The organism is Altererythrobacter sp. KTW20L (assembly GCF_023501975.1).
Classification (GTDB): domain Bacteria; phylum Pseudomonadota; class Alphaproteobacteria; order Sphingomonadales; family Sphingomonadaceae; genus Alteraurantiacibacter.
Genome location: NZ_JAMFLH010000019.1, coordinates 1 through 24,561, shown reverse-complemented (window position 1 = coordinate 24,561; position 24,561 = coordinate 1). Strand labels below are relative to the sequence as shown.

Annotated in this window: 22 protein-coding genes and 2 pseudogenes; 17 read left to right on the top strand and 7 right to left on the bottom strand. The window is 61.9% G+C overall.

Going from position 1 to position 24,561, the window contains the following annotated elements:
• A partial coding sequence (locus tag M3P36_RS14855; RefSeq protein WP_249704487.1) for an outer membrane protein occupies positions 1-708 on the bottom strand: 708 nt, incomplete at its 3' end.
• A gap of 366 nt (positions 709-1,074) precedes the next feature.
• Here M3P36_RS14855 and M3P36_RS14850 point away from each other — a divergent pair.
• From M3P36_RS14850 to M3P36_RS14825, 6 genes are read left to right on the top strand one after another with little or no spacing between them, the layout of a single operon-like run.
• The gene (locus tag M3P36_RS14850) at positions 1,075-3,924 is read left to right on the top strand and encodes a monovalent cation/H+ antiporter subunit A (RefSeq protein WP_249704486.1); all 2,850 of its coding nucleotides are present in this window, start codon (positions 1,075-1,077) and stop codon (positions 3,922-3,924) included.
• The gene (locus M3P36_RS14845; protein ID WP_249704485.1) at positions 3,921-4,307 is read left to right on the top strand and encodes a Na+/H+ antiporter subunit C; all 387 of its coding nucleotides are present in this window, start codon (positions 3,921-3,923) and stop codon (positions 4,305-4,307) included. Before M3P36_RS14850 ends, M3P36_RS14845 begins: the two co-directional genes overlap by 4 nt.
• A complete protein-coding gene (locus M3P36_RS14840) occupies positions 4,304-5,821 on the top strand; it encodes a monovalent cation/H+ antiporter subunit D (RefSeq protein WP_249704484.1) in 1,518 nt (505 codons plus the stop codon). Before M3P36_RS14845 ends, M3P36_RS14840 begins: the two co-directional genes overlap by 4 nt.
• A 1-nt stretch (position 5,822) precedes the next feature.
• Complete coding sequence (locus M3P36_RS14835) at positions 5,823-6,308, top strand: Na+/H+ antiporter subunit E (RefSeq protein ID WP_249704483.1); 486 nt, start codon at positions 5,823-5,825, stop codon at positions 6,306-6,308.
• The gene (locus M3P36_RS14830) at positions 6,305-6,574 is read left to right on the top strand and encodes a K+/H+ antiporter subunit F (RefSeq protein ID WP_249704482.1); all 270 of its coding nucleotides are present in this window, start codon (positions 6,305-6,307) and stop codon (positions 6,572-6,574) included. Before M3P36_RS14835 ends, M3P36_RS14830 begins: the two co-directional genes overlap by 4 nt.
• On the top strand, positions 6,571-6,993 hold the full coding sequence (locus tag M3P36_RS14825) for a Na+/H+ antiporter subunit G (RefSeq protein ID WP_249704481.1): 423 nt from the start codon (positions 6,571-6,573) through the stop codon (positions 6,991-6,993). The genes M3P36_RS14830 and M3P36_RS14825 overlap by 4 nt, the downstream gene beginning before the upstream one ends.
• A 280-nt stretch (positions 6,994-7,273) precedes the next feature.
• On the opposite strand, the gene M3P36_RS14820 is transcribed toward M3P36_RS14825, so the two are convergent.
• Complete coding sequence (locus tag M3P36_RS14820; RefSeq protein ID WP_249704480.1) at positions 7,274-7,630, bottom strand: hypothetical protein; 357 nt, start codon at positions 7,628-7,630, stop codon at positions 7,274-7,276.
• A 68-nt stretch (positions 7,631-7,698) separates the two neighbouring features.
• Here M3P36_RS14820 and M3P36_RS14815 point away from each other — a divergent pair, with 68 nt between their 5' ends.
• The 4 genes from M3P36_RS14815 (at position 7,699) to M3P36_RS14800 (ending at position 11,862) form a co-directional block, all read left to right on the top strand.
• On the top strand, positions 7,699-9,270 hold the full coding sequence (locus M3P36_RS14815) for a recombinase family protein (RefSeq protein ID WP_283773511.1): 1,572 nt from the start codon (positions 7,699-7,701) through the stop codon (positions 9,268-9,270).
• Positions 9,270-10,163: a plasmid partitioning protein RepB C-terminal domain-containing protein gene (locus tag M3P36_RS14810; RefSeq protein ID WP_249704488.1), complete on the top strand. Its 894-nt coding sequence runs from the start codon at positions 9,270-9,272 to the stop codon at positions 10,161-10,163. Before M3P36_RS14815 ends, M3P36_RS14810 begins: the two co-directional genes overlap by 1 nt.
• Positions 10,160-11,050, top strand: a complete 891-nt coding sequence (locus tag M3P36_RS14805; RefSeq protein ID WP_249704478.1) for a plasmid partitioning protein RepB C-terminal domain-containing protein — start codon at positions 10,160-10,162, stop codon at positions 11,048-11,050. Before M3P36_RS14810 ends, M3P36_RS14805 begins: the two co-directional genes overlap by 4 nt.
• A gap of 449 nt (positions 11,051-11,499) precedes the next feature.
• Positions 11,500-11,862, top strand: a complete 363-nt coding sequence (locus tag M3P36_RS14800) for a hypothetical protein (RefSeq protein ID WP_249704477.1) — start codon at positions 11,500-11,502, stop codon at positions 11,860-11,862.
• Positions 11,863-11,866: 4 nt separating this feature from the next.
• On the opposite strand, the gene rtcR is transcribed toward M3P36_RS14800, so the two are convergent.
• On the bottom strand, positions 11,867-13,468 hold the full coding sequence (rtcR, locus tag M3P36_RS14795) for an RNA repair transcriptional activator RtcR (RefSeq protein WP_249704476.1): 1,602 nt from the start codon (positions 13,466-13,468) through the stop codon (positions 11,867-11,869).
• 266 nt (positions 13,469-13,734) lie between these two features.
• On the opposite strand from rtcR, the pseudogene M3P36_RS14790 reads away from it, so the two are divergent.
• Positions 13,735-14,959, top strand: a pseudogene (locus M3P36_RS14790) (RtcB family protein).
• Positions 14,960-14,990: 31 nt separating this feature from the next.
• Complete coding sequence (gene rtcA, locus M3P36_RS14785) at positions 14,991-15,839, top strand: RNA 3'-terminal phosphate cyclase (RefSeq protein WP_249704475.1); 849 nt, start codon at positions 14,991-14,993, stop codon at positions 15,837-15,839.
• Here rtcA and M3P36_RS14780 read toward each other — a convergent pair.
• Both M3P36_RS14780 and M3P36_RS14775 read right to left on the bottom strand, forming a co-directional pair.
• Complete coding sequence (locus tag M3P36_RS14780) at positions 15,836-16,786, bottom strand: IS481 family transposase (RefSeq protein WP_249704474.1); 951 nt, start codon at positions 16,784-16,786, stop codon at positions 15,836-15,838. The genes rtcA and M3P36_RS14780 overlap by 4 nt on opposite strands.
• Before the next feature lie 57 nt (positions 16,787-16,843).
• A complete protein-coding gene (locus M3P36_RS14775; RefSeq protein WP_249704473.1) occupies positions 16,844-17,830 on the bottom strand; it encodes a carbon-nitrogen hydrolase family protein in 987 nt (328 codons plus the stop codon).
• 181 nt (positions 17,831-18,011) lie between these two features.
• Here M3P36_RS14775 and M3P36_RS14770 point away from each other — a divergent pair, with 181 nt between their 5' ends.
• From M3P36_RS14770 to M3P36_RS14760, 3 genes are read left to right on the top strand one after another with little or no spacing between them, the layout of a single operon-like run.
• Positions 18,012-19,565 carry an aldehyde dehydrogenase family protein gene (locus tag M3P36_RS14770; protein WP_249704472.1) on the top strand — a complete coding sequence of 518 codons (1,554 nt, stop codon included), beginning with the start codon at positions 18,012-18,014 and terminating at the stop codon, positions 19,563-19,565.
• Entirely contained in the window at positions 19,566-20,945 is a 1,380-nt protein-coding gene (locus M3P36_RS14765) for an FAD-binding protein (RefSeq protein ID WP_249704471.1), read from the top strand.
• A gap of 1 nt (position 20,946) precedes the next feature.
• Complete coding sequence (locus tag M3P36_RS14760; RefSeq protein ID WP_249704470.1) at positions 20,947-21,795, top strand: cupin domain-containing protein; 849 nt, start codon at positions 20,947-20,949, stop codon at positions 21,793-21,795.
• Between the two features lie 116 nt (positions 21,796-21,911).
• Here M3P36_RS14760 and M3P36_RS14755 read toward each other — a convergent pair whose 3' ends face one another.
• Positions 21,912-22,130: a DUF6961 family protein gene (locus M3P36_RS14755; protein ID WP_249704469.1), complete on the bottom strand. Its 219-nt coding sequence runs from the start codon at positions 22,128-22,130 to the stop codon at positions 21,912-21,914.
• A 94-nt stretch (positions 22,131-22,224) separates the two neighbouring features.
• On the opposite strand from M3P36_RS14755, the gene M3P36_RS14750 reads away from it, so the two are divergent.
• Positions 22,225-22,779: a thermonuclease family protein gene (locus M3P36_RS14750; protein ID WP_249704468.1), complete on the top strand. Its 555-nt coding sequence runs from the start codon at positions 22,225-22,227 to the stop codon at positions 22,777-22,779.
• An 89-nt stretch (positions 22,780-22,868) separates the two neighbouring features.
• Positions 22,869-23,060, top strand: coding sequence for a YHYH domain-containing protein (locus tag M3P36_RS15380; RefSeq protein WP_502798391.1), 192 nt, complete (start codon positions 22,869-22,871; stop codon positions 23,058-23,060).
• Between the two features lie 580 nt (positions 23,061-23,640).
• Here the strand turns inward: M3P36_RS15380 and M3P36_RS15375 are convergent.
• Positions 23,641-24,462, bottom strand: a pseudogene (locus M3P36_RS15375) (recombinase family protein); the annotation flags it as partial.
• Between the last annotated feature and the right edge of the window lie 99 nt (positions 24,463-24,561).

The window sequence follows — 24,561 nt, the reverse complement described above, 5'->3', positions numbered from 1 at the left end:
GGGCGGCGGCGGGGGAGCAGCCCGGCTTCCGCCGAAGTTGAACGACAGGGTCGCCAGGACCGAGTGCGATTCAAAGTCGTCCGAATAACCCAGGTTCTGGGTGCTCGCCAGATCGAGGTTGGGGATCACGAAGTACTTGTACTTCAGGCCCACATCCACGCTGTCGGTCAGGGGCATGCGCAACTGGGCGATGCCCTGGTAGGCAAAACCCTTGTCCTTGTCGTCCACGATGCCCGGACCGGCCGGGTCGGCCGACAGGTTGGCGTCGAAAATCGCATAGCCGACACCGCCACCGGCGCTGAAGCCGATGCCGTTGTTGCCGCCAATATCGATCAGGGCGTTCACCATGCCGCTGATCACGTCGATGCCACCCGAGATATCACCGAAAGATCCGGTTCCACCAGCTGCGGTCGCCAGCGGGATCGGAGTGGTGTTGGAGGTGACGCTCTGGACGTTGAAGTCCTTGTAGGCACCTTCGGCCTCAAGGCGGATGAAGCCGAAATCATGGCCGATCACAACGCCGGCTTCCCAGCCGTTGTCATTGTCGAGCACGGTCTGGCCTCCGGCGCCGCCGGTCACGTCGAACTGGATATCGTTCGGCAGGACGACACCGCCTTCGATGCCGAAATAGGTCTGGCCATCACGGGCGATGGCCGGGGTGGCAATGACGGCGGCGGCAGTCGATAGAATTAACGCAAGTCTGCGCACAGGATTCCCCTCATGTTGAACCGCCACGCCGGGAGGGCGCGGTCGGTGGCTAGAGACTATTGTCCAATACTTACAGGCGCCGCATTGGTTCCCGGAACTCGCGAATCGATTTGCGCACCAGACATATCTGCGCGTGGAGCGAGCGTTGCAGAATGGTCCATCCTGACTGGCGCTGAGGCCGTCTCTATTAATAAGCATGATCACGCCGCAGTGGCAGGTCAGCACCTGGCAATTCGACCGTGACTGTCCGGTTTTCGTTGCGCTGACTGGAATCCGTTGGCTAGGTGCCTGCGTGCGCGTGAAGCAGCGAACAACCGGCTGCTTTCAAAAAACAAGGATCATGGCAGTCAGCCAATGGCAGTCTCGATGGCTCTCCATATACTCGTTTTGCTGCCTTTCGTTTCGGCCCTGCTGATTGCAGCCGGTGCGACACGCGGGCGGGGATTCCATTCAGGAATCGCGATTGCCGCGAGCGCCATCGGCTTTGCGCTTGTGCTGTCTGTCGCGGGGCGCGTTGTTGGCGGCGAGGTACTGGCCGTATCGACCCCGTGGGTGCCGGCGATCGGACTCGACTTCTCGCTGATGATCGATCCGCTCGGCCTGATGTTTGCCGGGCTGATCCTGGGCATCGGCCTGCTGGTTGCCATTTATGCGCATTTCTATCTCGCCAAAGGAGAGGCGACGGGCCGGTTCTTTGCTAGCCTGATGCTGTTCCAGGGCGCCATGCTGGGCATTGTCATCAGCGGCAATGTCCTGTTGCTGCTGATCTTCTGGGAACTGACCAGCCTGTCCTCGTTCCTGCTGATCGGGTTCTGGCGGCACAGTGCCGAGGCACGGCAGGGGGCGCGGATGGCGCTGGCCATTACCGGTGGCGGCGGACTGGTGCTGATCGCCGGGATGCTTCTGTTGGGCATCGTGGCAGGGTCGTTCGACCTGATGACGATCCTGCAAAGCGGCGACGTGATCCGGTCATCGCCACTCTATCCGGTGATCCTGGTCCTGATCCTGATCGGATGCTTCACCAAGTCGGCGCAGTTCCCGTTCCATTTCTGGCTGCCGCACGCGATGGCGGCCCCCACACCGGTCAGCGCCTATCTCCATTCCGCGACGATGGTGAAGGCCGGCGTTTTCCTGCTCGCGCGGCTGTGGCCGGTGCTGGCCGGGACCGACCTTTACACCGTAATCGTCACCAGCGTGGGCCTGGTCACCATGGTGTTCGGCGCATGGGTGGCGCTGTTCCGCCACGACCTGAAGGGGATCCTGGCCTATTCAACGATCAGCCAGCTTGGCCTGCTGGTCATGCTGCTGGGCTTTTCGATCGAGATGGCAGCCGTTGCCGCCGTCCTCCACATCCTCAACCATGCCGCATTCAAGGCGGCCTTGTTCATGTCGGCAGGGATCGTCGATCATGAAACCGGCACGCGCGATATCCGCCGCCTGGGCGGGCTCGCCAAGGTGATGCCGATCACGGCCGTGATTGCCACGATCGCTGCCGCAGCCATGGCCGGTCTCCCCCCGCTGGGCGGGTTCATTTCCAAGGAAATGATGCTCTACGAAACGCTCGAGGTCGGGCTGTTCGGCCTGCCCTGGCTGGTTCCGGTATTGGCGACGATCGCCGCAATGCTGTCGGCCGGTTATTCGTTCCGCCTGGCCGCACACCTGTTCTTCGGCGCACCGCGCGATGCCGGGCCGCACGCCCGCGCACATGATCCGGGCCTGGGCATGTGGGCTTCGCCCGCGGTGCTGGTCGTCATCGCGGTCTTGCTGGGCCTGGCACCGATGGTGATCGCCGGACCGCTGGTGGCCTCTGTCGCCAGTGCGGTGATCGGCAGCGCTGCGCCCCCGCTCGACCTGTCGCTGTGGCACGGCGTCAATGCCGCCCTCATGATGAGCATTGCTGCAGTGCTGGTCGGCGCGCTGTTGCTGTGGCGGCACGCGGGTCTGCTGCGCCGCTACGAGGCACTGCGCCACCTTGATGCCAAGGAGCTGTTCCAGCGCGGCATGGCAGGGGCCGATGCACGCCTGCGCAAGCTGATGGTCGCCACGCATCGCCCCTCGCTGCAACGCATGCTGTTTGCGACTTTTGCTGTGGTCCTGCTGCTGATCATCGAAGGGGCGAGCGCCGGGGGCGGCAGCTTCACCGGTCCGCGCGAGGGCCTGCCCGCCTCGCCCATCGCGATCATCGCCTGGCTGCTGCTGATCGCGGCCACGGGCGCGGTGCTGATGGAAGAACGCCAGCGTTTCCGCGTGCTCATCTATATCAGCGTCATCGGGCTGATCATTGCCCTGGCCTTCGTCCATTTCTCTGCCCCCGACCTGGCGCTGACGCAGATTTCGGTCGAGGTGGTGACGATCCTGCTGCTGCTGCTGGCGCTCAACCTGCTGCCCAAGTCGCCGCCCATCCTGTCGAGCAACCCGCGGCGGCTGCGCGACGCGGCACTCGCAGTTGCCGGCGGCCTGGGCGTTGGCGGGGCAGCCTGGGCAATGCTGACGCGAGAGACCAACGATCCGATTTCGGCCTATCACCTGGCCAACAGCTATTCGGGCGGCGGCGGGACCAATGTCGTCAACGTCACCCTCGTCGATTTCCGCGCCTTCGATACCCTGGGCGAAATCATCGTGCTGGGGATTGCAGGCCTGGCGATCTTTGCCCTGCTCGAGCCCACCGCGCGCGGCGTGGCGGGAGCACGGCTGAGGAAGTGGCAGGAGGACATGCCGCATTCGCCCGAACGCCATCCGCTGATGTTCGTCATGGCGACCCGCATCCTGCTGCCGCTGGTGCTGGCGGCCGGCATCTATATCTTCCTGCGCGGACACAACCAGCCGGGTGGCGGCTTCATCGCCGCCCTGGTCGTGGCGATTGCCTTCCTGCTGCAATACCTCGCCTCGGGCTTCGACTGGACCGATGCACGACGCCGGATCGGGGAGCATTTCCTGATCGCGTTCGGGGTGCTGGTGGCGATGGCAACGGGCCTGGGTTCGCTGCTTTTCGGGGCTAATTTCCTGACCAGTGCCTTCGACTACTTCTCCCTGCCGCTGATAGGGGAATTCGAGCTGGCGACAGCCCTGCTGTTCGATGTGGGCGTGTTCGCGGTCGTGTTCGGCGCGGTAATGCTGGCCCTGGCCCAGCTCAGCCATATTTCCCAGCGCGCCGCACGGGCCCATGCCGCACAGCTCAAGGCCGAGAAACTGACACACGAGGAGGGCGAGCCATGACTCTCGAATTCCTCGTCGCCAGCGCCATCGGTGTATTGGTGGCAGGCGGCATCTACATGGCGCTGAGAGGGCGCACCTTCCAGGTGGTGCTGGGCCTCACGCTGTTTTCCTATGCGGTGAACCTGTTCCTGTTCGCATCGGGCCGCCTGACGGTGAACCGTCCGCCGATCTGGTCGAAGGACATCGTTGAATATGCCGACCCGCTGCCCCAGGCCCTGGTCCTGACCGCAATCGTCATAACCTTCGGCATGACCGCCTTTGCCGTCGTGCTGGCCCTACGCAGCTTCCTGGAGAGCGGCAGCGACCAGGTCGATGGCGATCCGTGCGAATCGGGTTTGAACGACAACCTGCCGAGCGATGACAGCGGGGGCGAACGGCCATGAGCCTGATCGCACATCTTGCCAGCGCGCCTGTCGTGATCCCCGCGCTTGCGGCCCCGATTGCCTTGCTCGTCATGCGGCGCAGGCACGGGCTGGGCGTCGGGATTTCGCTCGCCTCTTGCACGGCGATGGTGGTCGCGGCCCTCGTGCTCCTGGCGGCCTCTGCCGATGGCACGATCCGCACCTATGAGATCGGCAGCTGGCCTGCGCCGTTCGGCATCGTGCTGGTGGTTGACCGGTTGTCGGCCATCATGCTGACCCTGGCTGCCAGCCTGTCATTGCTTGCCATGGTCCACGGCGTGCTGACCCGCGCCGACCGCAAGGGCTGGCATTTCCATCCGCTGTTCCAGTTCCAGATGCTGGGGCTGAACGGCGCATTCCTGACCGGTGACCTGTTCAACCTCTTCGTGTTCTTCGAAGTGCTGCTGATCGCGTCCTATGGCCTGATGCTGCACGGCCAGGGTCCGGCGCGGCTGAAAGCGGGGGTGCAGTATGTCATCGTCAACATTGTCGGATCGTCGCTGTTCCTGATCGCACTTGGGCTGCTCTATGCGCTGACGGGCACGCTCAACATGGCCGACATGGGTCTGCGCGTAGCCGCCATCGGGCCAGAGGACCAGGGGCTGCTGCGCGTGGCCGCGCTGCTGCTGGTCAGCGTGTTCGCCTTGAAGGCCGCACTGGTGCCCCTGCACCTGTGGCTGCCGCGCACCTATGCTGTCTCCACCCCCGCCGTGGCCGCGCTGTTCGCGCTGATGACCAAGGTGGGTGTCTATTCCATCATCCGCGTCGTGCCGCAGGTCTTCGGCGACAATGCCGGTGCCGCCGCCTGGGCGCCCGCACCCTATCTGCTGCCTGCCGCCATCGTCACCGCAGTAATCGGCTTTGCCGGGGTGTTTGTCGCGCGCAGCCTGTCCGGGCAGGCTGCCTATGCCGTAATCGGTTCGACCGGCACCTTGATGATCGCGGTTGCCGCCTGGCAGGTGGATGCGCTTGGCGCGGCGCTCTATTACCTCGTCCATTCGACCATCGCGGGCGCGGCGCTGTTCCTGGTGGCCGATGTCGTCGCCCGCCGCCGGGCAAGCTTCGTGGACAAGGCCAGCCCCGGCCCGCTCTTTGCGCAGCGCCAGACCGTCGGCCTGCTGTTCATGGCTGCCGCCATCGCCGCCACCGGCCTGCCCCCGCTGTCCGGATTCATCGGCAAGCTGCTGATTCTCGAGGCCGTAGCCGATGCGCCCTGGTGGGGCTGGGCATGGGGCGCAATCCTGGCCACGACACTGATCGGCGTTATCGGTTTCGCCCGTACCGGCAGCGCAATTTTCTGGAAGGAGGCCGCCCCCACTGACGGGGCCGAGCCATCTTCAATCAAGCGCGCCGACATGATCGCACCTGTCGCCGCGATCGCCCTGCTGGCCGCTCTGTCGATCGGCGCAGGCTGGGCCACCGCCTATGCCAATGCCGCCGCAGCGCAGGTGTTCGACCCTGCCGCCGGTGTGCGCGCCGTGCTGGGGGAGGGATGACATGCGCCGCCTGATCCCTCATCCCGGCCTGTCCGTCCTGCTGGTCGCCACCTGGATGATGATGCTCAACAGCCTGACCTTTGGCGGGCTGTTCGTCGGCATCATCATCGGCATCCTGCTGCCGATCTTTACCGCGCCGTTCTGGCCGGGGCGGCCCGATGTGAATTTCCGTGCGGGGATCGCCTATTTCGTCCTGGTGGTGTGGGATATTATCGTCGCCAATTTTCAAGTCGCGGCGATCATCCTGTTCAAGCGCAACCGCGACCTGAGGCCTGCCTGGCTGGTTATCCCGATGGAACTGGACACGCCCGAGGCGATCACCGTGTTTGCCGGAACGATCAGCCTGACCCCCGGCACGGTATCGACGGATGTGTCGGCCTGCGGCAAGTTCCTGCTGGTCCATGCACTCGATGCGGCCGATCCGGACGCTGAGATCGCGCGGATCAAGGCGCGCTATGAAACCCGGCTGAAGAGGGTGTTCGCATGATCGGTTACGCAGTCACTTTCGCATTCGCCTGCCTGGCGCTGGCGCTGGGCCTGAACCTGTGGCGCCTGCTTAAGGGGCCGGAAGTGGGCGACCGCGTGCTGGCGCTCGATACGATGGTCATCAATTCCATCGCCATTATCGTGCTGATTGGCGTGGCCACGACCAACAACACCTATTTCGAAGCGGCCCTGCTACTAGCCATGGTCGGTTTCGTCGGCACCGTCGCCTATTGCAAATTCATGCTGCGGGGGGACATCATCGAATGATCGACCTTGGCATCCTGGGCGAGATCGCCATCGCCGCAATGCTCGTGCTGGGGGGCGGTTTTGCCCTCGTCGGCAGCTGGGGGCTGGTGCGCCTGCCGTCGCTGATGGAGCGGCTGCACGGCCCGACCAAGGCGACGACCCTGGGCCTAGGAGGCATCCTCATCGGGTCCATGCTGTTCTTCCAGCTCGAACAGGGTACCTGGACGGTCCACGAACTGCTGATCTCGCTGTTCCTGTTCATCACCGCACCCATCGCGGCAAACCTGGTCGCCAAGGTGCATATCCACGCCCTGCGCGCGCGCCATACGCCGACCGTTCCCGGCCCCGCAGGTGCACCGCCCCCGCCTCCGAGCGGAGCGGACTGGGCTACGCACGAGGCCCCCCATCCGGGCACGCCCGCCTCCACGTCGGAAAACTGAACGGCGCCCGAAGGCAAAATCAATTTCAGCTGGATTGATTGGTGCAGGACCCAGTGTGAAGGGAGCCCGTATCAAGGAGGGAATTCCCTAAAATCGAGAATTTAGGGAATTCTGAGTCGCTCGGTTGCCAGAAAACGCCCACTTCACAGGCGGATCAGTCCGCCAATTCCCTAAACGCGCTTAGGGAAAATTTGGGACGCCGTAGGGAACACCCATGGGCACCATAACCAATCCTGCGGCGCTTTCAGGCAAAGCCGTTTTGCGTTGAGCAAGACCGAACTCAGCGCTCAAGCATCGCACAGACGTGGGAAAGAGCCTGATCTAATCCCTCTTTGATGCGCTCAAGCTCCAAACCGACTTCAAGGTCGTCGTGCCCTGTCATCTGTAGGATCATCGTCATGACCCGGTCGCTGTTCGCGGCAAGCGTTAAGAGATGCCAGCCGCTGGGGGCCGAACGGCCACTGATCCAGGAGCGCGCCGTGGTGTCGCTGACTTCAGTCCATCGCATGACGGTCTTCGTGGCCCGGCGACTGGCACCCAGGTCTTGCCTCAAGGCTTTCCCGATATGCTCTGGAAATGCTGCTTCTGCCACCATCGAGCCAGATTCCCGAAGTTGACTTGCGGTTATACGAACCATGCTTCGCCCTCTCCTGTAGTATCCCCTGATCTCGTCAGGATTCTGCTCAAGACCCAGTCGAGGCAGCGATGGTAATCAACTGGTTAGACACTGGAGGAACACCGCCAATCGATCCGCCGAAGGTTCGGGCGGCGGAATACGTCCGCATGTCCACCGAGCACCAGAAGTACTCCACCGACAATCAGTCAGCAGCCATCCAGCGCTACGCCGAGCAGCGCGGTTTTGAGGTTGTACGCACTTACGCTGACGCGGGCAAAAGTGGCCTCAACATTGAAGGCAGGCTGGCATTGCAAAACCTGCTGGCCGATGTGGAAAATGGTGACGCCGACTTCGAGGCCCTGCTCGTATATGATGTCAGTCGATGGGGGAGGTTCCAGGATCCCGACGAAGCGGCGACTTATGAGTTGCGATGCCGCCGTGCTGGCGTTCAGGTCCACTACTGCACAGAGCAGTTCGAGAATGATGGCAGCATTGGGTCCTCGATCATCAAGACGGTCAAGCGCGCGATGGCCGGCGAGTACAGCCGCGAATTGTCGGTCAAAGTCTATGCGGGCCAAGCCAACCTCATCCGGCTCGGATTCCGGCAGGGAGGAGCTGCCGGCTACGGCCTACGGCGGATGCTGGTCGACCAGGCCGGGATCGAGAAGGGATTGCTATCCCCGGGTGAACACAAAAGCATAACCACTGACCGGGTTATCTTGGTGCCCGGCCCACCGCCGGAAATCGCGATTGTGCGTGAGGTGTATCAGCTGTTTGTGGTGGAGGGCAAAACCGAGCGCGAGATTGCAGATGCGCTTAACGAGCGAGGCGTTCTCACGGACCTGGGCCGACCGTGGACGCGCGGGGCAGTTCACCAGTTGCTGATCAACGAAAAGTACATTGGAAACAATGTTTGGGGCCGGACATCGTGCAAGCTGAAGGGCAAGCATGTCAGGAACGACCCAGGTGAATGGGTTCGAGCCAACTCCGTATTCGAAGGCATCGTCTCTACCGCGCAATTTGAGGCAGCCCGGGCAAAAATCAGTGAGCGGAGCGCCCGGCTCACTGATGATCAGATGTTGGAGCGCCTTGCCCGAGTGCTGGCGGGCAATGGATGCCTATCCGGGCTGATCATTGATGAAGCAGACGATTGCCCCTCGAGCAGTTCGTTTCGCTCGCGCTTCGGCAGCTTGCTCAGGGCCTACACGCTGGTCGGCTTTGCGCCGGATCATGATTACCGTTACCTCGAGACCAATCGCAAACTCCGCGTTATGTACCCCGACTTGTTTCAGTCGGTCATCGACGGGATCCACGCAGTGGGTGGTCACGTCGAAAAGGATGCTGCCACCGACCTCCTTATAATCAATCGTGAGTTTACGGCCTCTGTCGTCATCCTGCGCTGCTTTTCAACGTCCGCGGGCAACCGGCGATGGAAGCTGAGGCTCGATACCAAACTAAAGCCGGACCTGACCGTGGCGGTCCGCATGGACAGCGAAAATCGTGCCCCGCAAGATTACTACGTGTTGCCGCGCCTCGACATGCGGGAGGCGACCCTGAGACTGGCCGCCCACAATGGGCTGTCACTCGACGCCTATCGTTTCGACACCCTTGATCCTTTTTGCCGGCTCGCTGCGCGGTGTCCGTTGAGAGCTGCTGCTTGATGGCCGCCTTGCCTGCCCAGCGCGTCGAAATGGTACCCGTTGACCGGGTGACAGTGGTCAACCCGCGCTCGCGCAACAAGCGCAACTTCAAGGAGATCATCGAGAACATCGAGCGCGTTGGGCTCAAGAAGCCGATTACGGTCACTCGCCGGGTAGAAGCTGGCGGACCGTTTTACGACCTTGTTTGCGGACAAGGTCGGCTTGAAGCTTACATCGCGTTGGGTCAATCCGAAGTCCCGGCCCTGGTAGTTACGGCCGACCCTGAAGACTGCCTGGTCGCCAGTCTTGTAGAAAATTGTGCGCGCCGGCAGCACCAGGCTATCGATCTCCTCCAGGACATCCGCGGGATGGAGGAACGGGGTTATTCCACCGCTGAGATCGCCAGGAAGACCGGGCTGACCCCCGAATACGTAAACGGCGTTGCGCGCCTGATTGAAAAGGGTGAACAGCGGCTGCTACGCTCTGTCGAGAGTGGGCACATCCCTTTGAGCGTCGCGGTGGAGATCGCTGAAGCCCCGGATCATGAAGTCCAGGCGGCATTGTCGAGCGCATATGAGAAGGGCTTGTTGAAGGGTCGTAAGCTGATGGCGGCCCGGCGCATTATTGAGCTACGCCAGCGCCGGGGCAAAGGGCTTGCACCCGCAAACCACAACTCGAAGGAAAAGATTTCAGCAGACACGCTGGTGAAGGCGTACCGCGAAGATACAGATCGCAAGCGCTCACTCATCGCTCGTGCGAACGTCACCCGTGATCGACTGCTGTTCATAGTGGAAGCGCTTCGTCGTCTCACCACCGACCAGTCCTTTACCGCCCTGCTGGAAGACGAAAATCTGGCCACTTTGCCGCAAACATTAGCGGATCGTATGTCGGCTCGGGCGGAGCAGAGACAATGAGCTGGCTGGGAAACACACGAGTAGCACGCGCCTTTGAGGATACGACCCTTCGGATCGCCATCTCGGATATTGAGCCATTGCACGACGTTCGCAGCGAAGTCCGCAAATCGGTGAAATACGGTCAGATTGCAGCCTCGATAGCAGAGGTTGGCATTATCGAGCCGCCGGTAGTGGTGAGAGACCCCAATTCGCCGGACAGGTTCCGTTTGCTCGATGGTCATTCCCGCCTCGATATTCTTAAAGCGAACGGCGCGCGCGAGGTCGTTTGCCTTGTTGCTACCGAGGATGAGGCCTTCACCTACAATCGGCGCGTAAGCCGGATCGCGATCATCCAGGAGCATCGGATGATCCTCGCCGCGGTAAAAAAAGGTCTGTCCGAAGAACGGCTGGCGCGAGCGCTGAATGTGAACGTGGCTTTGATCAAGAAGAAGCGAAACCTGCTTCTCGGCATTTGCCCCGAAGTCGTTGAGTTGCTGCGAGACCGCCACGTTCCCCTCAACGGCTTTGCGGAATTGCGCCGCCTCAAGCCAATGCGGCAAATCAGGGCAGCAGAACTGATGGTAGCGATGAACCGCTATTCGCTTGGCTATATCAAATCGCTGGTAGCAGGCACGCCGCCGGACCAGCTTGTCGAGGGCAAAGGCAAAAGCGCCCGCGGTCTGACCAACGAGCAGATCGACCTTATGACCGAAGAATCCGAGCGGCTCGATCGAGAGTTCCAGTTGATCGAGCAAGGTTATGGTTCAGATCACCTGGATCTGGTCCTGGCCGCAGCGTACCTTGGTGCCCTGCTCGAAAATGCCCGCGTGGTGCGCCACCTCGCTCAACATCACGCGGATCTACTTCAGGAATTCCAGAAGATCGCCGAGATCCGCAAGGCGGCTTGATGGGGACCCGGACCCGATAAGCGCGGGGACCGCGGGAAACGCCGCACGGTGGGGCGGATCGAGCGCGGCGGTGGGGATGGCGGCGAACCCGCACGGAGCCCACCCCTGAAGTGCAACTTGCGCTTCAGGTCGCGTGTGCGCCAGCCAGCGAAAGGCTGGCGCACACCATCCTGGCTTTCAGAAACATCGAACTTCAATTCCTGGACTGCTCAAGATCAGCGCAGTTCCTTCATCAAGCCGCATAGGGGGGGGACTTGTCACGGCGTGTCGCCGGTGCTTCCCTGCCCTAGCCCCCTACAACGAAGGGATTCGTATATGGCCAAGAATGTCACCCCCGGTGGCCGCGGACGGCCGCGTCACAATGATGAATTGTTCCTGCTGGACCACTTCAAAAACTACCTTCAGAACGGTGCAACCGTGAGCGACATCGCTGACGCTGGCGCGGCAAAGTGCGCGACCTGGAGGCCCTTCTTAAGCTGTTCGAGAAGCACGGCGCACTTAGTAAGGCAGATTTAGCCGAGGAAGCGCGGGCCGGGGCTGATATTGCTGTGGCCAAGATATTTGGCGCTTTCCATCGACAGTTCGAAATCGACCCCGACGACTCGATCTCAAGTGATCGGGAAGACTTGGCTGATGCGGACATGATCATGGCGTGCGAACATTGCGGGCCCAAGTTGCGGGAGCGCTGGAGGATGCCAGACTTTCTCGCGCGGCTTAAACGTGAGGTGTCCACCACGCTTTATAAGTTATGTACCGACAGGCAGCGCAAGGAGGACACGATTAGGCAGACCATCATGGGGAAAAACCCGTAATCCGCTATCGCCCAGCTATGCTGGCGACTTCTGCCCAGGTGAGCTCGAACCGCGCCAGGTACTTGCGTAACCTGTCAGCATCATTTGTCGAACGGCGCTGCTGGCGCGAAGCTGAAAACAGCTTGCGGCCCGCCTCCGATAAAGAGGCGCTATGCTGGCAAACACGGACTACCTCGGCCAACTGAACCCGGTCAAAAAGGTCCAGTTGGCCGAGCCGCGTTTCATCAAGCAGGCTAGACAGGATGTCATCGCCATCGTCCAACCGGCCCGACCAGAGCAGGCGCAACCGATCGATCTCCGCTTCGACACCGGCGCGATCGATGGCGGCAGCGTCGCTTAGAGTTGCCATGCGCGTGATGCTGGCTGAAAGGTCGCGGAAATTGCCCGACCAAAGGCCTTCGGGCCCAGTGGCGAATTCAAGATAGCGTTCACGGGCGTCCTTGCGGAAGGACACTTGGGTGCCTTCCCGTTCGGCAAAGCGCTCAAGCTCGTAGTCAATGTTGGGGGCAATATCCTCGGGCCGGCCCGCCAAACCGGGCAGCCGGAACGTCCATAGGTTGAGGCGGGCGAACAGATCGTCCCGGAACCGGCCACTGGCGACGTCGGCTACCAAGTCGCGATTGGTGCCAGCGATAAGCTGGAATTCGCTTTGCGCCTCCTTATCGGCGCCGACTGGCAGGAAGCGTCCTTCCTCCACCGCGCGCAGGACCATCGCCTGCTCGTCCAGCCCGAGTTCGCCGATCTCGTCGAGGAACAGCATGCCCTTATCGGCCGTGCGCAACAGGCCGGCACGATCGACCACCGCGCCGGTGAAGGCACCCTTGCGATGGCCGAACAGTGCGGACATCGCCGCATCGCCCTTGAGCGTAGCGCAGTTCACCTCGACGAAGGCTCCAGCCACCTGGTGGCGCAAGCGCTTCAGGTCGTAGATGCGGCGTGCCAGTTGGCTTTTCCCTGCACCGGTCGGCCCCAGCAACAGGAGCGGCGCCCGGCTGCGTCCGGCGACCAGTTCAATCTCGTCGATTAGGCGATTGAAGGTCGGGTTGCGCGTGGCGATCCCGCCCTTGAGGAACGAGGCACTTTCGGCAGTGGCGGCGGCAAACCGGTTGGCGATGCTATCATAGCGCGATAGGTCAAGATCGATTGCAGCCCATGTCCCGGCAGCATCGGGCATGCCGCGTCCGGGTTGAGTTTGCAGCAACCGGCCCGGCAGGTACCGCGCCTCGGTCAGCAGGAACAGGCAGATCTGCGCCACGTGAGTGCCAGTGGTGATGTGGATCAGATAATCCTCGGCCTCGGGATCGAAAGGTTGGGTCCGCGCGAAATCGTGCAGCTTGCCGTAGACCTCTTCGAAATCCCACGGATCCTCAAAGTCGAGGACAACAGGCTGGACCAGCGTCTCGGGCGACACGGCGGCGATATCCTGCGTCACGAAATCCACCAGGCTGCGGTGCTTGGTTCCGTGTAGCAGGATCATCCGGTCGATCCGCAGGTCCGCGTGCATGGTCACTGCCACGCTGGGGCGCCATTTGGACCAGCGCGAGGCATCATGTTTGCTCGAATCGAGCACCGATCCGACAAATCCAACAAGGACAACGGGCTTCATGGACGATATGATAGGATAAAAGGTGATCCTAGGATATCGCAAAGTAGAGAATCTACCATCGATCGGCATGGAGACCGATATTACCCTAAAGTATTGGTATTACGCGTCTTTATAGGCCAGATTGACTGTGGGCATAAAACTGGCACGCAATCTGCAACAGGTTGGATGCCGGGACGTCGAGCCCCGGCAAGTCAGCGGTCTGGGGTGGTCGGAATGGGCCGACCACCCCGAAACCACTGCCCGATGAACTTCTTCAGGAATTGATCATGTCGCAGACCAGCTACGAATTGCACCAGCCCGAAGGCGGGGTTCCAATCAAGATGTGGACTCGCGGCGTGCCGGTCGACGACAAGGCACGCGCCCAGCTTGCTCGTGCGGCGCAGATGCCGTTCGTATTCCGTCATGTCGCCGCCATGCCTGATGTTCACGTGGGGATCGGCGCCACGGTCGGTTCAGTGATCCCGACCAAGGGAGCGGTCATTCCCGCTGCCGTGGGAGTAGATATTGGCTGCGGGATGATGGCCGCACGCACCTCGCTGATGGCGAGTGATCTTCCCGACAACCTCGAGGCCATCCGCTCGGCCATCGAACGGGCCGTGCCGCACGGCCGCGCAGTGGGCCGCGGTAAGCGGGACACCGGCAGCTGGGGCGATCCGCCGCAGGCCGTGGTCGATGCCTGGGCTACGCTGGCGCAGCGCTTTGGCCGGATCGCGGCCAAATACCCCAAACTGCAGAAAGCCAACCACCTGGTTCATCTCGGCACGCTGGGAACGGGCAACCACTTCATCGAGCTGTGCCTGGACGAAGACCAGCGGGTATGGGTTATGCTGCATTCGGGCAGCCGTGGTATCGGGAACGCGATCGGTACGTTTTTTATCGAACTGGCCAAGAAGGACATGCGCAAGTGGCATATCAACTTGCCAGACCAGGACCTCGCCTATTTCCCTGAAGGGACCGACCATTTCGACGACTATGTCGAGGCGGTCGGCTGGGCGCAGGACTTTGCCGCGCTCAACCGGCGGATGATGTTGAGCCACGTGATGGATGCCCTGCGCGGCCAGATCGCCAAGCCGTTTGAGGCGGAGTTGGAAGCGGTGAACTGCCACCACAACTATGTGGCGCGGGAAAACCACTTCGGCGAGAACGTGCTGGTCACCCGCAAGGGGGCGGTACGCGCGGCCAAGGGTTCGCTGGATCATCCCGGGTTCGATGGGGGCAAAAAGCTTCATTGTGCGCGGGCTGGGCAATGCGGACAGCTTCGACAGCTGCAGCCATGGTGCGGGCCGGATCATGTCACGCACCGAGGCCAAGCGCATCGTCACGCTCGACGAACACATCGCGGATACCGCCGGGGTTGAGTGCCGCAAGGATATCGGCGTGATCGACGAGAGCCCCCGCGCCTACAAGCCGATCGAAGCGGTTATGGCGGCCCAGGCGGACCTGGTCGAAATTGTCCACACGTTGAAGCAGGTGGTCTGCGTGAAGGGGTGACCCTTCACGCAGACCACTGCACAAGGAAGCCATGATGATTTCAATCGACGGTTCGGAAGGCGAAGGCGGCGGACAAGTGTTACGCAACGCCTGTGCGCTGTCGCTTATCACCGGCACGCCGTTCGTTGTGGAGAATGTCCGGGGCGGGCGCGAGAAGCCGGGGCTGATGCGCCAGCACGTCACCGCTATCGCGGCGGCCTGCGCGATCGGCGAAGCGGAGTGCGACGGTCTAGAGGTCGGATCCACCCGCATCGCCTTCCGGCCTGGTACGATTATGGCCGGTCAATACCACTTCAGTGTCGGCACAGCTGGATCGACCGGGCTGGTCCTGCAGACCGTGCTGATGCCACTGCTCTATGCCACTGGCCCTTCGCGCCTCGTGCTCGAAGGCGGCACGCACAACATGATGGCACCGCCGTTCGAATTTATCGCCCGCAGCTTCCTTCCAATCATCAACAGGATGGGACCGCGGGTTACTGCTCGCCTCGTACGGCACGGGTTCTATCCGCGCGGTGGCGGGCGGATCGAGGTGGAGATCGAGCCCGCCCCGTTGCATAGGATTGATTGCCTCGATCGCGGCGCAGCTGTTGGGCAAAGCGCCCAGGCGCTGTTCGCCGGCCTGCCGCGCGAAATCGCCGAGCGCGAGATCCGTGCAGCGCGCAAGCAATTGCCCGAATGGCCCGAGGACGCCTTCGTTATTCGTGAGCTGCCCGAAGACCAGGGCCCTGGCACCGTGCTCCTACTCGAAGCGGAATTCGCCAATGTGACGGAGGTCGTGTCCGGCTTTGGACGGCTAGGCGTGTCGGCGGAAAAGCTGGCGCACACGGCTGGCAAGCGCATGTCGGGCTATTGCGCATCGGGGGCATTTGCCGGGCCCTAGGTGTTTAGTCCCAGCATGTGATGGTGTGGCTTCATATTGAAGATATCTGGCTTTGATTTCCAGAGTTCTTCGATGGCCTCATAGGGTGTCTTGAAGCGCAGGGCCTTCAACTGCTTGGCGAAGTTATAGGCGACGAGCCAGTCGCGGACATGGCGGCGCAATTCATTGATCGACGTGTAATGGAAGGATTTGACGGTGGCCTCCTTGATGGTGCGCACCATCCGTTCGGCCTGGCCGTTGGTCCACGGGTGGTAAGGCTTGGTGAGCCGGTGCTCGATGCCGTTCTGCTCGCAGACACGCCCGAAGATATGGCCGATCCATCCCAGTGCACCGCCCTGGTCCCGCTGCACGAACTGCACGCCATTATCGGTCAGGATGGTGTGAATCCGGTAAGGCACCGTCTTGATCAGCACGCGCAGGAAGGCCGCGGCAGCGAGCTTGGTGGCCCGACGATAGATACGGGCGAACACGAGCTTCGAGGTGCGGTCCACCGCGACATAGAGGAAGCCTTTGCCGCCTTCGTAGCGCAGTTCCGCGATATCGATGTGGAAGTAGCCGATCTCATACTTCTTGAACTTCTTCGGCTTCTCGCGATCCGCTTTCGGTAATCGGCTGATCCCGTGCCGCTGTAGGCAGCGGTGAAGCGATGAGCGCGTCAGGTGCGGGATCACGTCCTTCAGGGCGATGAACACATCATCGAGCGGCAATCGCGCCTGAACCCTGAGCGCCACGATCGCGGCCTCTTCCATGGGCGACAGTACGGTGCTGCGCCGCTCCTTCGGGCCCATCGGCATGTCCTCGACCGAGTCCCGGCCACGCCACTTGATCACCGTCTTCTCGTTGATCCCGAACCGCTTCGCGAGCTGCGCGACCGGAGCTTGCGATCGCTGTAACTCCGCTCGAACGGCGTGCGTAGTCTTGGCGCTGCCGTGTAAAAGCTGGCCCATAATCCCTCCCGCTGTGACGATGACAATCTTACACCATCACATGCTGGGACTAAACACCTAGGCTCCAACCGGTGAATTTTTCGCGACCGGCCCTTGCGAGACCATAACTTCCTGCGGTTCAAAATTTACGACCAGTTGCAAGACATCGGGCCGAGCGTAATGCCCGATGCTGTCAGAGACGTATTTGAATTGCGCGATCATCGCTAGGTCGAGCTCTGCATACAGGATCGTCTCCGTGTCGCGATGGGGGCCGGCGAGGATCTGGCCGGTCGGCGCGATAATGGCGCTCCATCCGCCACCTTCACGCACCATCTCGGGCTTACCTTCGAAGCCCAGATCGCGGATAGTTGCTGCGTCTACGCACGATTGGACATTGATGACAAAGCACTGGTTGGATGCGGCGTGGTGGCGGGCGGCCGCTTCCGTCAAGTCATCGAACACGCCTGAGCTGGGATCGTGGCTTACGGCAGAACCAGCGGGCCATGCCGCAACATGGATCTGTTCTCCCTGGCTTGCCAAGGCATAGCGCGCGAGATCCATCGAATGCTCCCAGCAGATCAGGCCGCCGAGTTTGCCAAAAGGTGTATCGACAAGCCGCAAGCCAGAGCCATCACCGCGACCCCAAACGGAACGCTCGACGCAAGTGGGGACGAGCTTGCGATGCTTACCGACGATTTCACCTGCATCATCGAAGTAGAGAAGTGTGTTGTAGAGCGTGCCTCCGTCGCGTTCCGAGATCCCAACCACAACATAAGCACCGGCTGCGCGCGCGGCATCGCCGATGCGGTGGGTCGCCTCGCTCGGCACGGTAATGCTGTTGGCGACGAGGCGGAAGAAATAGGGGCTGCCGGTAGCCGGTGTGTGAGTCCAGATCCAAACCGGATACCCAGGGATGAAAGTCTCGGGAAACACAATCAGCTGCGCTCCCTCCCTGGCCGCCTCAGCGATTAGCAAACACGTCTTGTCGACCCCCGCTTCGCGGTCAAGAAACGGCGAGGCTGCGTGAACAGCTGCCACCTTTACCTTCGGGAAAACGTCTCCCATCACCTCTTCTCCCTCGGTCGATTTTCTCGTCTGTCCTCAATGTATGCACCCGCGACATGGGCGAGTCTATGTATCGACCAACCACTATCAGGACACGGGCAACGACGACCATACTGCAGAATATCCCGCCGATTGAGCTGAAGTAGCGCCTAGCATAGCCGATCCTTGCCAGTCCGATGGAGTGGACCTAGTCTCCTTTTCCTGGGAGACACGACCATTGACGATCTTGCGTGCGCAGCCTCGGCTCGGCCATCCTGACGCGCCAGCAGCCGGGTTCGGCCTGCTGATCGGTGGCGGGCCTGCTGCGGCAGAGAGCGGCGCCACATTCTCGGCCCGTGATCCATTTCTGGAACAGGATTGGGGGCAGGTTGCCCTCGCATCGCCTCGCGATGTGGACGCGGCCGTTCGGGCGGCAAACAGAGCATTTGCCGATGGCCGCTGGTCAGGAATGCTGGCAGGAGAGCGAGCCCGGATTCTGCTGCGACTGGCTGATCTAATCGAACGCGACGCAGCGCTTCTTACCAGCCAGCAAGTCTTCGAGAATGGTAAGCTCGTCTCCGAGATGCTGCCGGGCACCACGGCCCTCGCAGGCGACTGCCGGTTTTTCGCCGGCTTGGCCGAGACCCATGGCGGGATGACAGTTCCGCCAACGCGGCACGGATTTACCACCTTCACTCTCAAGGAGCCGATCGGCGTGGTGGGCGCGATCACGCCCTGGAACACCCCGCTTGGCCTGCTGGGCTGGAAACTGTTCCCTGCGCTTGCTGCGGGCAACACGATCGTGATCAAACCTTCCGAGATCACGCCGACATCGACGCTAATGCTCGCGCAACTGTGCCTCGAAGCGGGTGTTCCTCCGGGCGTCGTGAACGTCGTGACCGGTGGCAGCGAGACCGGGGCGGCGCTGGTGGAACACCCCGATGTCGCTAAGATCGCCTTCACCGGATCTACCGCCACAGGCCAGGCCATCGCCTCGCGCGCGGCGCTGAGGAGCGCACGCGTTACGCTCGAACTCGGTGGCAAGTCCCCGCAAGTGGTGTTTGCCGACGCCGACCTCGATCGCGCGGTCAACGGGGTGATGGCGGGCATCTTTGCCGCCACCGGCCAAAGCTGCATGGCTGGCTCTAGGGTGCTCGTTGAAGACCAGGTGTTTGATCGCTTCTGCGACATGCTAGCTGAACGCGGCAGCAGCATGATCGCGGGCGACCCGCTCGATCCGCAAACCCAACTAGGTCCGCTGGCGTCGAAGGCCCAGCTTGAGAAGGTGCTGTCCTACTTCGCCATTGCTGCAGCCGAGGGGCTGGAATGCGTTACCGGCAGCCACCGGCTCGAACGGACCGGCTACTTCGTTGCGCCAACTGTCTACCGCGATGTTCCGCCCGATAGCCGCATAGCGCGCGAGGAAATCTTCGGCCCGGTTGTGGCGCTGTTCCGGTTCCGGAACGAAGAGGAAGCCGTAGTGCTCGCCAACGACACGGCCTTTGGCCTGGCAGCAGGCATCTGGACGCAGGACGTCGGCCGCGCCCATCGGCTGCTCCATCGCATCCGCGCCGGGACCATTTGGGTCAACAACTACCGGATTATCGGCCACACCCTGCCGTTCGGTGGGTACAGTCAGAGTGGTACCGGCAGGGAAATGGGTGCCCACGCGCTTGACGCCTACACCGAAACCAAAAGCGTCTGGGTGGACACAGGCAACGACCTTGAGTTCAGGACAGGGCAGCAGGAGATCTGAGTGGACTATGATCTGGTTGTAATCGGCTGCGGTGCCGGAGGCCTTGCCAGCGCGGTGGCCTATGCCGAAGCCGTGGGGCCGCAGGCGCGGATCGCGGTGCTCGAACGAGCGACCAAGGAGGGGCGGGGCGGCGCAACCCGCTGGACCAGCAGCTGGTTCCGCATCACCAGCGATCGCCAGCTCGACCCTGAATTCGTGCAAATAATGGAGCGGGTGAGCCAGGGCCAGGCGGACCTCGATTACTGCCGAACACTTGCCGCAGAAGTGCCTGCTACGTTCGACTTCCTCGATCGGCACAGCGTCCCCTGGGTCTATTTCGAGCAGCCCTTCGCCAATCGCAATTCAGGCGGCGGGCTCGCAATGCCCGTTCCGGGTGGGGTAGCCATCGTCGATACCCTCGCTGCTGTGATCGACGACCTACCGGAAGCCACAATCCTATACGAAACTGAGGCGACTGCACTTGCCACTGACGATGATGGCCGCGTCACCGGCGTCCACGTAACCGGCCCCGATGGCGAGAAGGTGCTACGCGCCAAGGCCGTCGTAATCGCCTGCGGCGGTTTCGAAGGCGCCGCCGATATGCTGGTCGAGCATCTTGGGCCGAGGGGCCCCGCCATGCCATTGATCGCACCGACGCTTGCCAACAATCAGGGCGACGGCATTCGACTGACGCGGCCGTTGGGCGGCGACGTGGCGGGCCAGTTCGACATGTTCCATGGCGAGCCAGTCGACACCCGCAGTTCCAAGCCCGATGCGGTAATTTATGGCTATCCGTTCGGCATCCTCGTCAATCGCCAGTGCCAGCGCTTCTTCGACGAGGGGCAGGACAGTTTTGATGCCACCTTCGAGCGTCTTGGCTACGAGATCTGGGCCAACCAGGACCAGGAGGCCTGGTTCATTGGCGAAAAGGCCATTCTCGATTGGCCGCACGTGGCCGACATCATGCTGACCGACCAGCCCCCGGTGGAAGCGGAAACCATCGAAGACCTCGCGCAAATGTTCAGCCTTGATCCGAAGGCTCTGGCGGCAACGGTGGGGGACTATAATGCCGCCATCCAGGCCGGCGAAATTGACCGCGCGATCCGCGACGGCAAGCGCACGGTGGGGATCGATCCGCCCAAGTCCAACTGGGCCACCCCGATCTCGCAGGGCCCTTTCATCGGCTATCCGCTGACTACCGCGATTACCTTCACCTTCGGCGGCATACGGAGTGATGCAAGAGGCCGCGTCCTGCGCAAGGATGCCACCGCCATTCCTGGCCTCTATGCCGCGGGCGAAGTGACCGGGCTGTACTATGGCGAGTACCCCGCTGGCACCTCGGTGCTGAGGGCCCTGACGTTCGGGCGCATCGCCGCGCACGAAGCTGCCGCGGAGCGCTGAGATGGACATTATCCATTGCGCGCAGATGCCGTGGGGCGAAAGCCTCGTTGCCCAGCGCGGGGCGACCGACGGCATGGCGCACAAGCTGCTGTTCGAGGGCGACGAGGATAGCCCCGACAATTACATGCTGGTCATGTCGCAGGAGCCGAAGGAATATTTCTCGCCGCGCCATCGCCACCCGTGGGACCAGGTCCGCTTCTGCCTCGAGGGCAAGATCCCCATCGCCAAGGGGCTCTATATCGAGGCCGGCGAGATCGGCTATTTTCCTGAAGGGGCGCACTACGGACCGCAGGAAGGCGGCACTGACCGGATCGTTCTGCTGCTGCAATTTGGCGGCGCCAGCGGGCAAGGCTTCATCGGTCCCGCCCGGCTCAAGCGCGCGCGATTGGACCTTGAGCAGGACGGGACTTTCGCCCGCGGCATCTACTCTGTGGAGACGCCCACCGGCCCGCGCAATACCGACGCTTACGAGGCCGTGTGGCAGCACGAGAAAGGGGCGCGGCCGACCTACGCTGAGCCTGCCTACAAGACCCCGGTGGTGATGCGCCCAAGCGCGCTTGGATGGCAGCCCACAGATCAGCCCGGGGTGTGGCGCAAGCAGGCAGGCGTCTTTCCGCCCCGCGGGCTCGCCGTGACGAGCTGGAAGAACGACGCAGGTGGCGAACACCTCGTGGAAGCCAGCAAGACATTGCGCTTTCTGTTTGTGACCAGCGGCCATGGCACGGCCAACGCCTGTGAGCTGCGCCCGTGGTCCGCCTTAAGGCTTGGCCCAACCGAAGCTGTTCACCTGGCAACCGACGGCGGGATGGAATGGGTCGAGCTGGCAGTGGCGCCCGTCCCCAGGGACTGAGCCTGTAGCGGTCGCCCACTGTCGGGCGGCAGGATGAGACGAGGCGGCGGCACGGCAACTATTTTTATGTTAAATGGTCAGGTGCCGACCACCTGCCGCCTGCCCTCTTCGGAGCGTCACTGCGTTGAGCTGGACTGCTTCTGAAGCTTTTCAAAACACTGTCCGACCTCGCGCCACAGGGCCACGCCGTCGAACTCACCAAGTTTGAGCAATCGGTCTTGCTCGCTGGCAATATGCAACCAGCCATTGGCGCCATGCAGGCGTTCAACCTGGAGCGCCATGCCCCAGATTTCCTGTTCGCGAGTTAGCTTCAATCGGCGGTCATCGGTGCTCATAGGCATTTTATAGACCTAAGCGCCGCACAATGCTGCGACAGATTTGGTGGTCAATGAGCTTGTTTATTAGCCTGACGAGGGGCAAACTTCGACGATGGCAACGAGACGACGCTTTGAAGCGGTACCCATAACCCGCGGCAAGGCCTACCGGGCCAAGGCGCAGGCTCAAGCCCGCTCGCGCAAGGCTCGCTCGTTCCTGCCGGTCGTGATCCTGTTCATAGCTGCACCCTTGGCAGGCCTCGCCGCCCTTGCCTCTTGGCACTGGCTCAACCCGGCCCTGGGCAATGCTTCTGCCGCCGAAGCTTCACGGCAGTTTGCCATCTGCGGCATGACCCGTCAGACCTGCGTGGTCGATGGCGACACGATCTGGCTCGATGGCGTGAAGATTAGAATTGCTGATATCGACACGCCGGAAATCTCTTCTCCCAGGTGCGACAGCGAATATGCCTTGGGCATCAGGGCCCGCGACCGGATGCAGCAACTGCTCAACGAGGGGCCGTTTGCGGTGGAAGCAATCGGCTCGCGCGATGAGGATCAATATGGGCGCAAGTTGCGGGTGGTCACCCGCAACGGCCGGTCGCTGGGCGACATGCTGGTGGCTGAAGGCCTTGCACGAACATGGTCGGGTAGACGCGAGCCGTGGTGCTAGTCAAATCCCTGCTCAGCGCACGTGGGCCGGCATGGGCGCTTCGACCGAAATAGCTCGAGCGCATTTATCGGCGCACTCCCTGGCGATTAGTGACGCTTGCAGCAGCCATCGCCATCAGCGCAACCGCGCTCCCGGGCAACCATGCGGCCGCTCACCCTGGCGGTCTGGCTGCCGACGGCTGTCATAATGAGCGTCGGACCGGGCAGCGGCATTGTCACCGCGGGCAGAGTGCTGAGGTTCCGCCCGCGCCAAGCAGGTCAGGCGGGCAAGAGGTCTACTAATTGGCCATCGCTCGGCCGAGATCGCACATACATCGAGATCGAGCGTGTATCTGGCATCGCTGCACGGCCAGTCAGCTGGCCGCCCGCGGAATGGGGTTTTGCCATTCCAATGGATGAACCGGCGCAATTCGACGGGACGGAATATAATCGACAGCCGTTCCTCCCCCACTTCGATCCCAATCAGCAATGCTGCAAACAGCTCCTCCATCCATTTTACGGGGGCCGCCTCCAGACGCTCGGCTGCCGACTTGCCCAGTGCAGCCAGCTTGTTGAGCTCGTCACCGAACACGCCGAGGCTTTTGAGCGCAGTGCGCAGCTTGCCCCGGTCACAAAGAAACTCGGAGACGGAGGCGAGGATCAGCTTCTCAAGGCGCCCGGCGTTGCTGCGATAAGCTCGACGGATTTCCACCTGGGACCACGTCGCGTTGCTGGATGCGTAGCAATAGTAGGGATGGCCGCGATGCCAATCGACCTCCAGGTACATATGCCGCCCCAGATCATCCCACAGTAGCCCGGCCAGGAAGTGGTTGGTCTGTTTCGCGTGCGGGGTTTTGCGCGAGCGCGCCTCGCTCAAGGCCTGCGCAGCTTCCCATGTTTCGCGCGAGATTATTGGCACATGCTGGCCGGGGTAGGTGTGGTTGTGCCCTTGGATCTCGCCGACATAAATGGGGCTTCGGATAATGTTGTAAACCATCCCGGGACCCAGGGTCGTGCCGCCTCTCGGCACCCCCCGCTTGGAATATTTGACCGAGCTGGTAAAGCCGGCATCATGCACGGCTTTCATCACCGCGGTGTAGCGTTGCGTTCGCAGGAATTCGTCGAAGATGAACCGGACGATTTCTGCCTCCGCCTCCACCAGCTGAAGACCGTCATCGGTTGATTCGTAACCGAACGGCGCCATCCCTCCATGGACCTTGCCGTGCCGCTTGCGAGTGCGGATGCTATCGCGAACTCGCTCGGCAATGAGCTCGCGCTCAAACTGCGAGAACGTGAGCAGGATATTTAGGATCAATCGGCCCATGCTGTCCGACGTATCGAACGCCTGCGAGATCGAGACCAGCGCAATCCCTTGGCGATCAAAGATCTCGATCAACCGCACGAAGTCGAGCAGGCTCCTGGTAAGTCGATCAATCTTGTAGACTACGATCGCATCCACCTCGCCTGCTTCGATGTCCTGCATGAGCTGGGCGAGTGCTGGGCGCTCCAGGCCGCTGCCAGAGTGGCCTCCGTCATCAAAGGGCTGCGGCAATTCAACCCAGCCGCGGTATTGCTGGCTCTTGATGTATGCCGAGCAAATCTCCCGCTGTGTCGTCAGAGAATTGATGTCCCGGTCGAGTAATCCGTTGGTGCTTTTCCTGGTGTATATGGCACATCGCTTCAGTGCCTGAATGTCCTCCGTCATTCGACTTCTCCTCGTGAAGAAGCTATGACTTGCCAAGGAAGGCACGGATGAAACAGTCGCGATTTGACTGAGCATCGGGGCCCGTCTGGATCAGGTTAA

What these genes read in the sequence shown, in the direction of transcription:
- M3P36_RS14840 (WP_249704484.1), top strand. Translation starts at nt 4,304, where the DNA reads ATGAGCCTGATCGCACATCTTGCCAGCGCGCCTGTCGTGATCCCCGCG.
- M3P36_RS14750 (WP_249704468.1), top strand. Translation starts at nt 22,225, where the DNA reads ATGGCAACGAGACGACGCTTTGAAGCGGTACCCATAACCCGCGGCAAG.
- rtcR (WP_249704476.1), bottom strand. Translation starts at nt 13,468, where the DNA reads ATGAAGCCCGTTGTCCTTGTTGGATTTGTCGGATCGGTGCTCGATTCG.
- M3P36_RS14775 (WP_249704473.1), bottom strand. Translation starts at nt 17,830, where the DNA reads ATGGGAGACGTTTTCCCGAAGGTAAAGGTGGCAGCTGTTCACGCAGCC.
- M3P36_RS14810 (WP_249704488.1), top strand. Translation starts at nt 9,270, where the DNA reads ATGGCCGCCTTGCCTGCCCAGCGCGTCGAAATGGTACCCGTTGACCGG.
- M3P36_RS14850 (WP_249704486.1), top strand. Translation starts at nt 1,075, where the DNA reads ATGGCTCTCCATATACTCGTTTTGCTGCCTTTCGTTTCGGCCCTGCTG.
- M3P36_RS14830 (WP_249704482.1), top strand. Translation starts at nt 6,305, where the DNA reads ATGATCGGTTACGCAGTCACTTTCGCATTCGCCTGCCTGGCGCTGGCG.
- M3P36_RS14835 (WP_249704483.1), top strand. Translation starts at nt 5,823, where the DNA reads ATGCGCCGCCTGATCCCTCATCCCGGCCTGTCCGTCCTGCTGGTCGCC.
- M3P36_RS14825 (WP_249704481.1), top strand. Translation starts at nt 6,571, where the DNA reads ATGATCGACCTTGGCATCCTGGGCGAGATCGCCATCGCCGCAATGCTC.
- M3P36_RS14815 (WP_283773511.1), top strand. Translation starts at nt 7,699, where the DNA reads ATGGTAATCAACTGGTTAGACACTGGAGGAACACCGCCAATCGATCCG.
- M3P36_RS14805 (WP_249704478.1), top strand. Translation starts at nt 10,160, where the DNA reads ATGAGCTGGCTGGGAAACACACGAGTAGCACGCGCCTTTGAGGATACG.
- M3P36_RS14760 (WP_249704470.1), top strand. Translation starts at nt 20,947, where the DNA reads ATGGACATTATCCATTGCGCGCAGATGCCGTGGGGCGAAAGCCTCGTT.
- M3P36_RS14780 (WP_249704474.1), bottom strand. Translation starts at nt 16,786, where the DNA reads ATGGGCCAGCTTTTACACGGCAGCGCCAAGACTACGCACGCCGTTCGA.
- rtcA (WP_249704475.1), top strand. Translation starts at nt 14,991, where the DNA reads ATGATGATTTCAATCGACGGTTCGGAAGGCGAAGGCGGCGGACAAGTG.
- M3P36_RS14845 (WP_249704485.1), top strand. Translation starts at nt 3,921, where the DNA reads ATGACTCTCGAATTCCTCGTCGCCAGCGCCATCGGTGTATTGGTGGCA.
- M3P36_RS14755 (WP_249704469.1), bottom strand. Translation starts at nt 22,130, where the DNA reads ATGAGCACCGATGACCGCCGATTGAAGCTAACTCGCGAACAGGAAATC.
- M3P36_RS14820 (WP_249704480.1), bottom strand. Translation starts at nt 7,630, where the DNA reads ATGGTTCGTATAACCGCAAGTCAACTTCGGGAATCTGGCTCGATGGTG.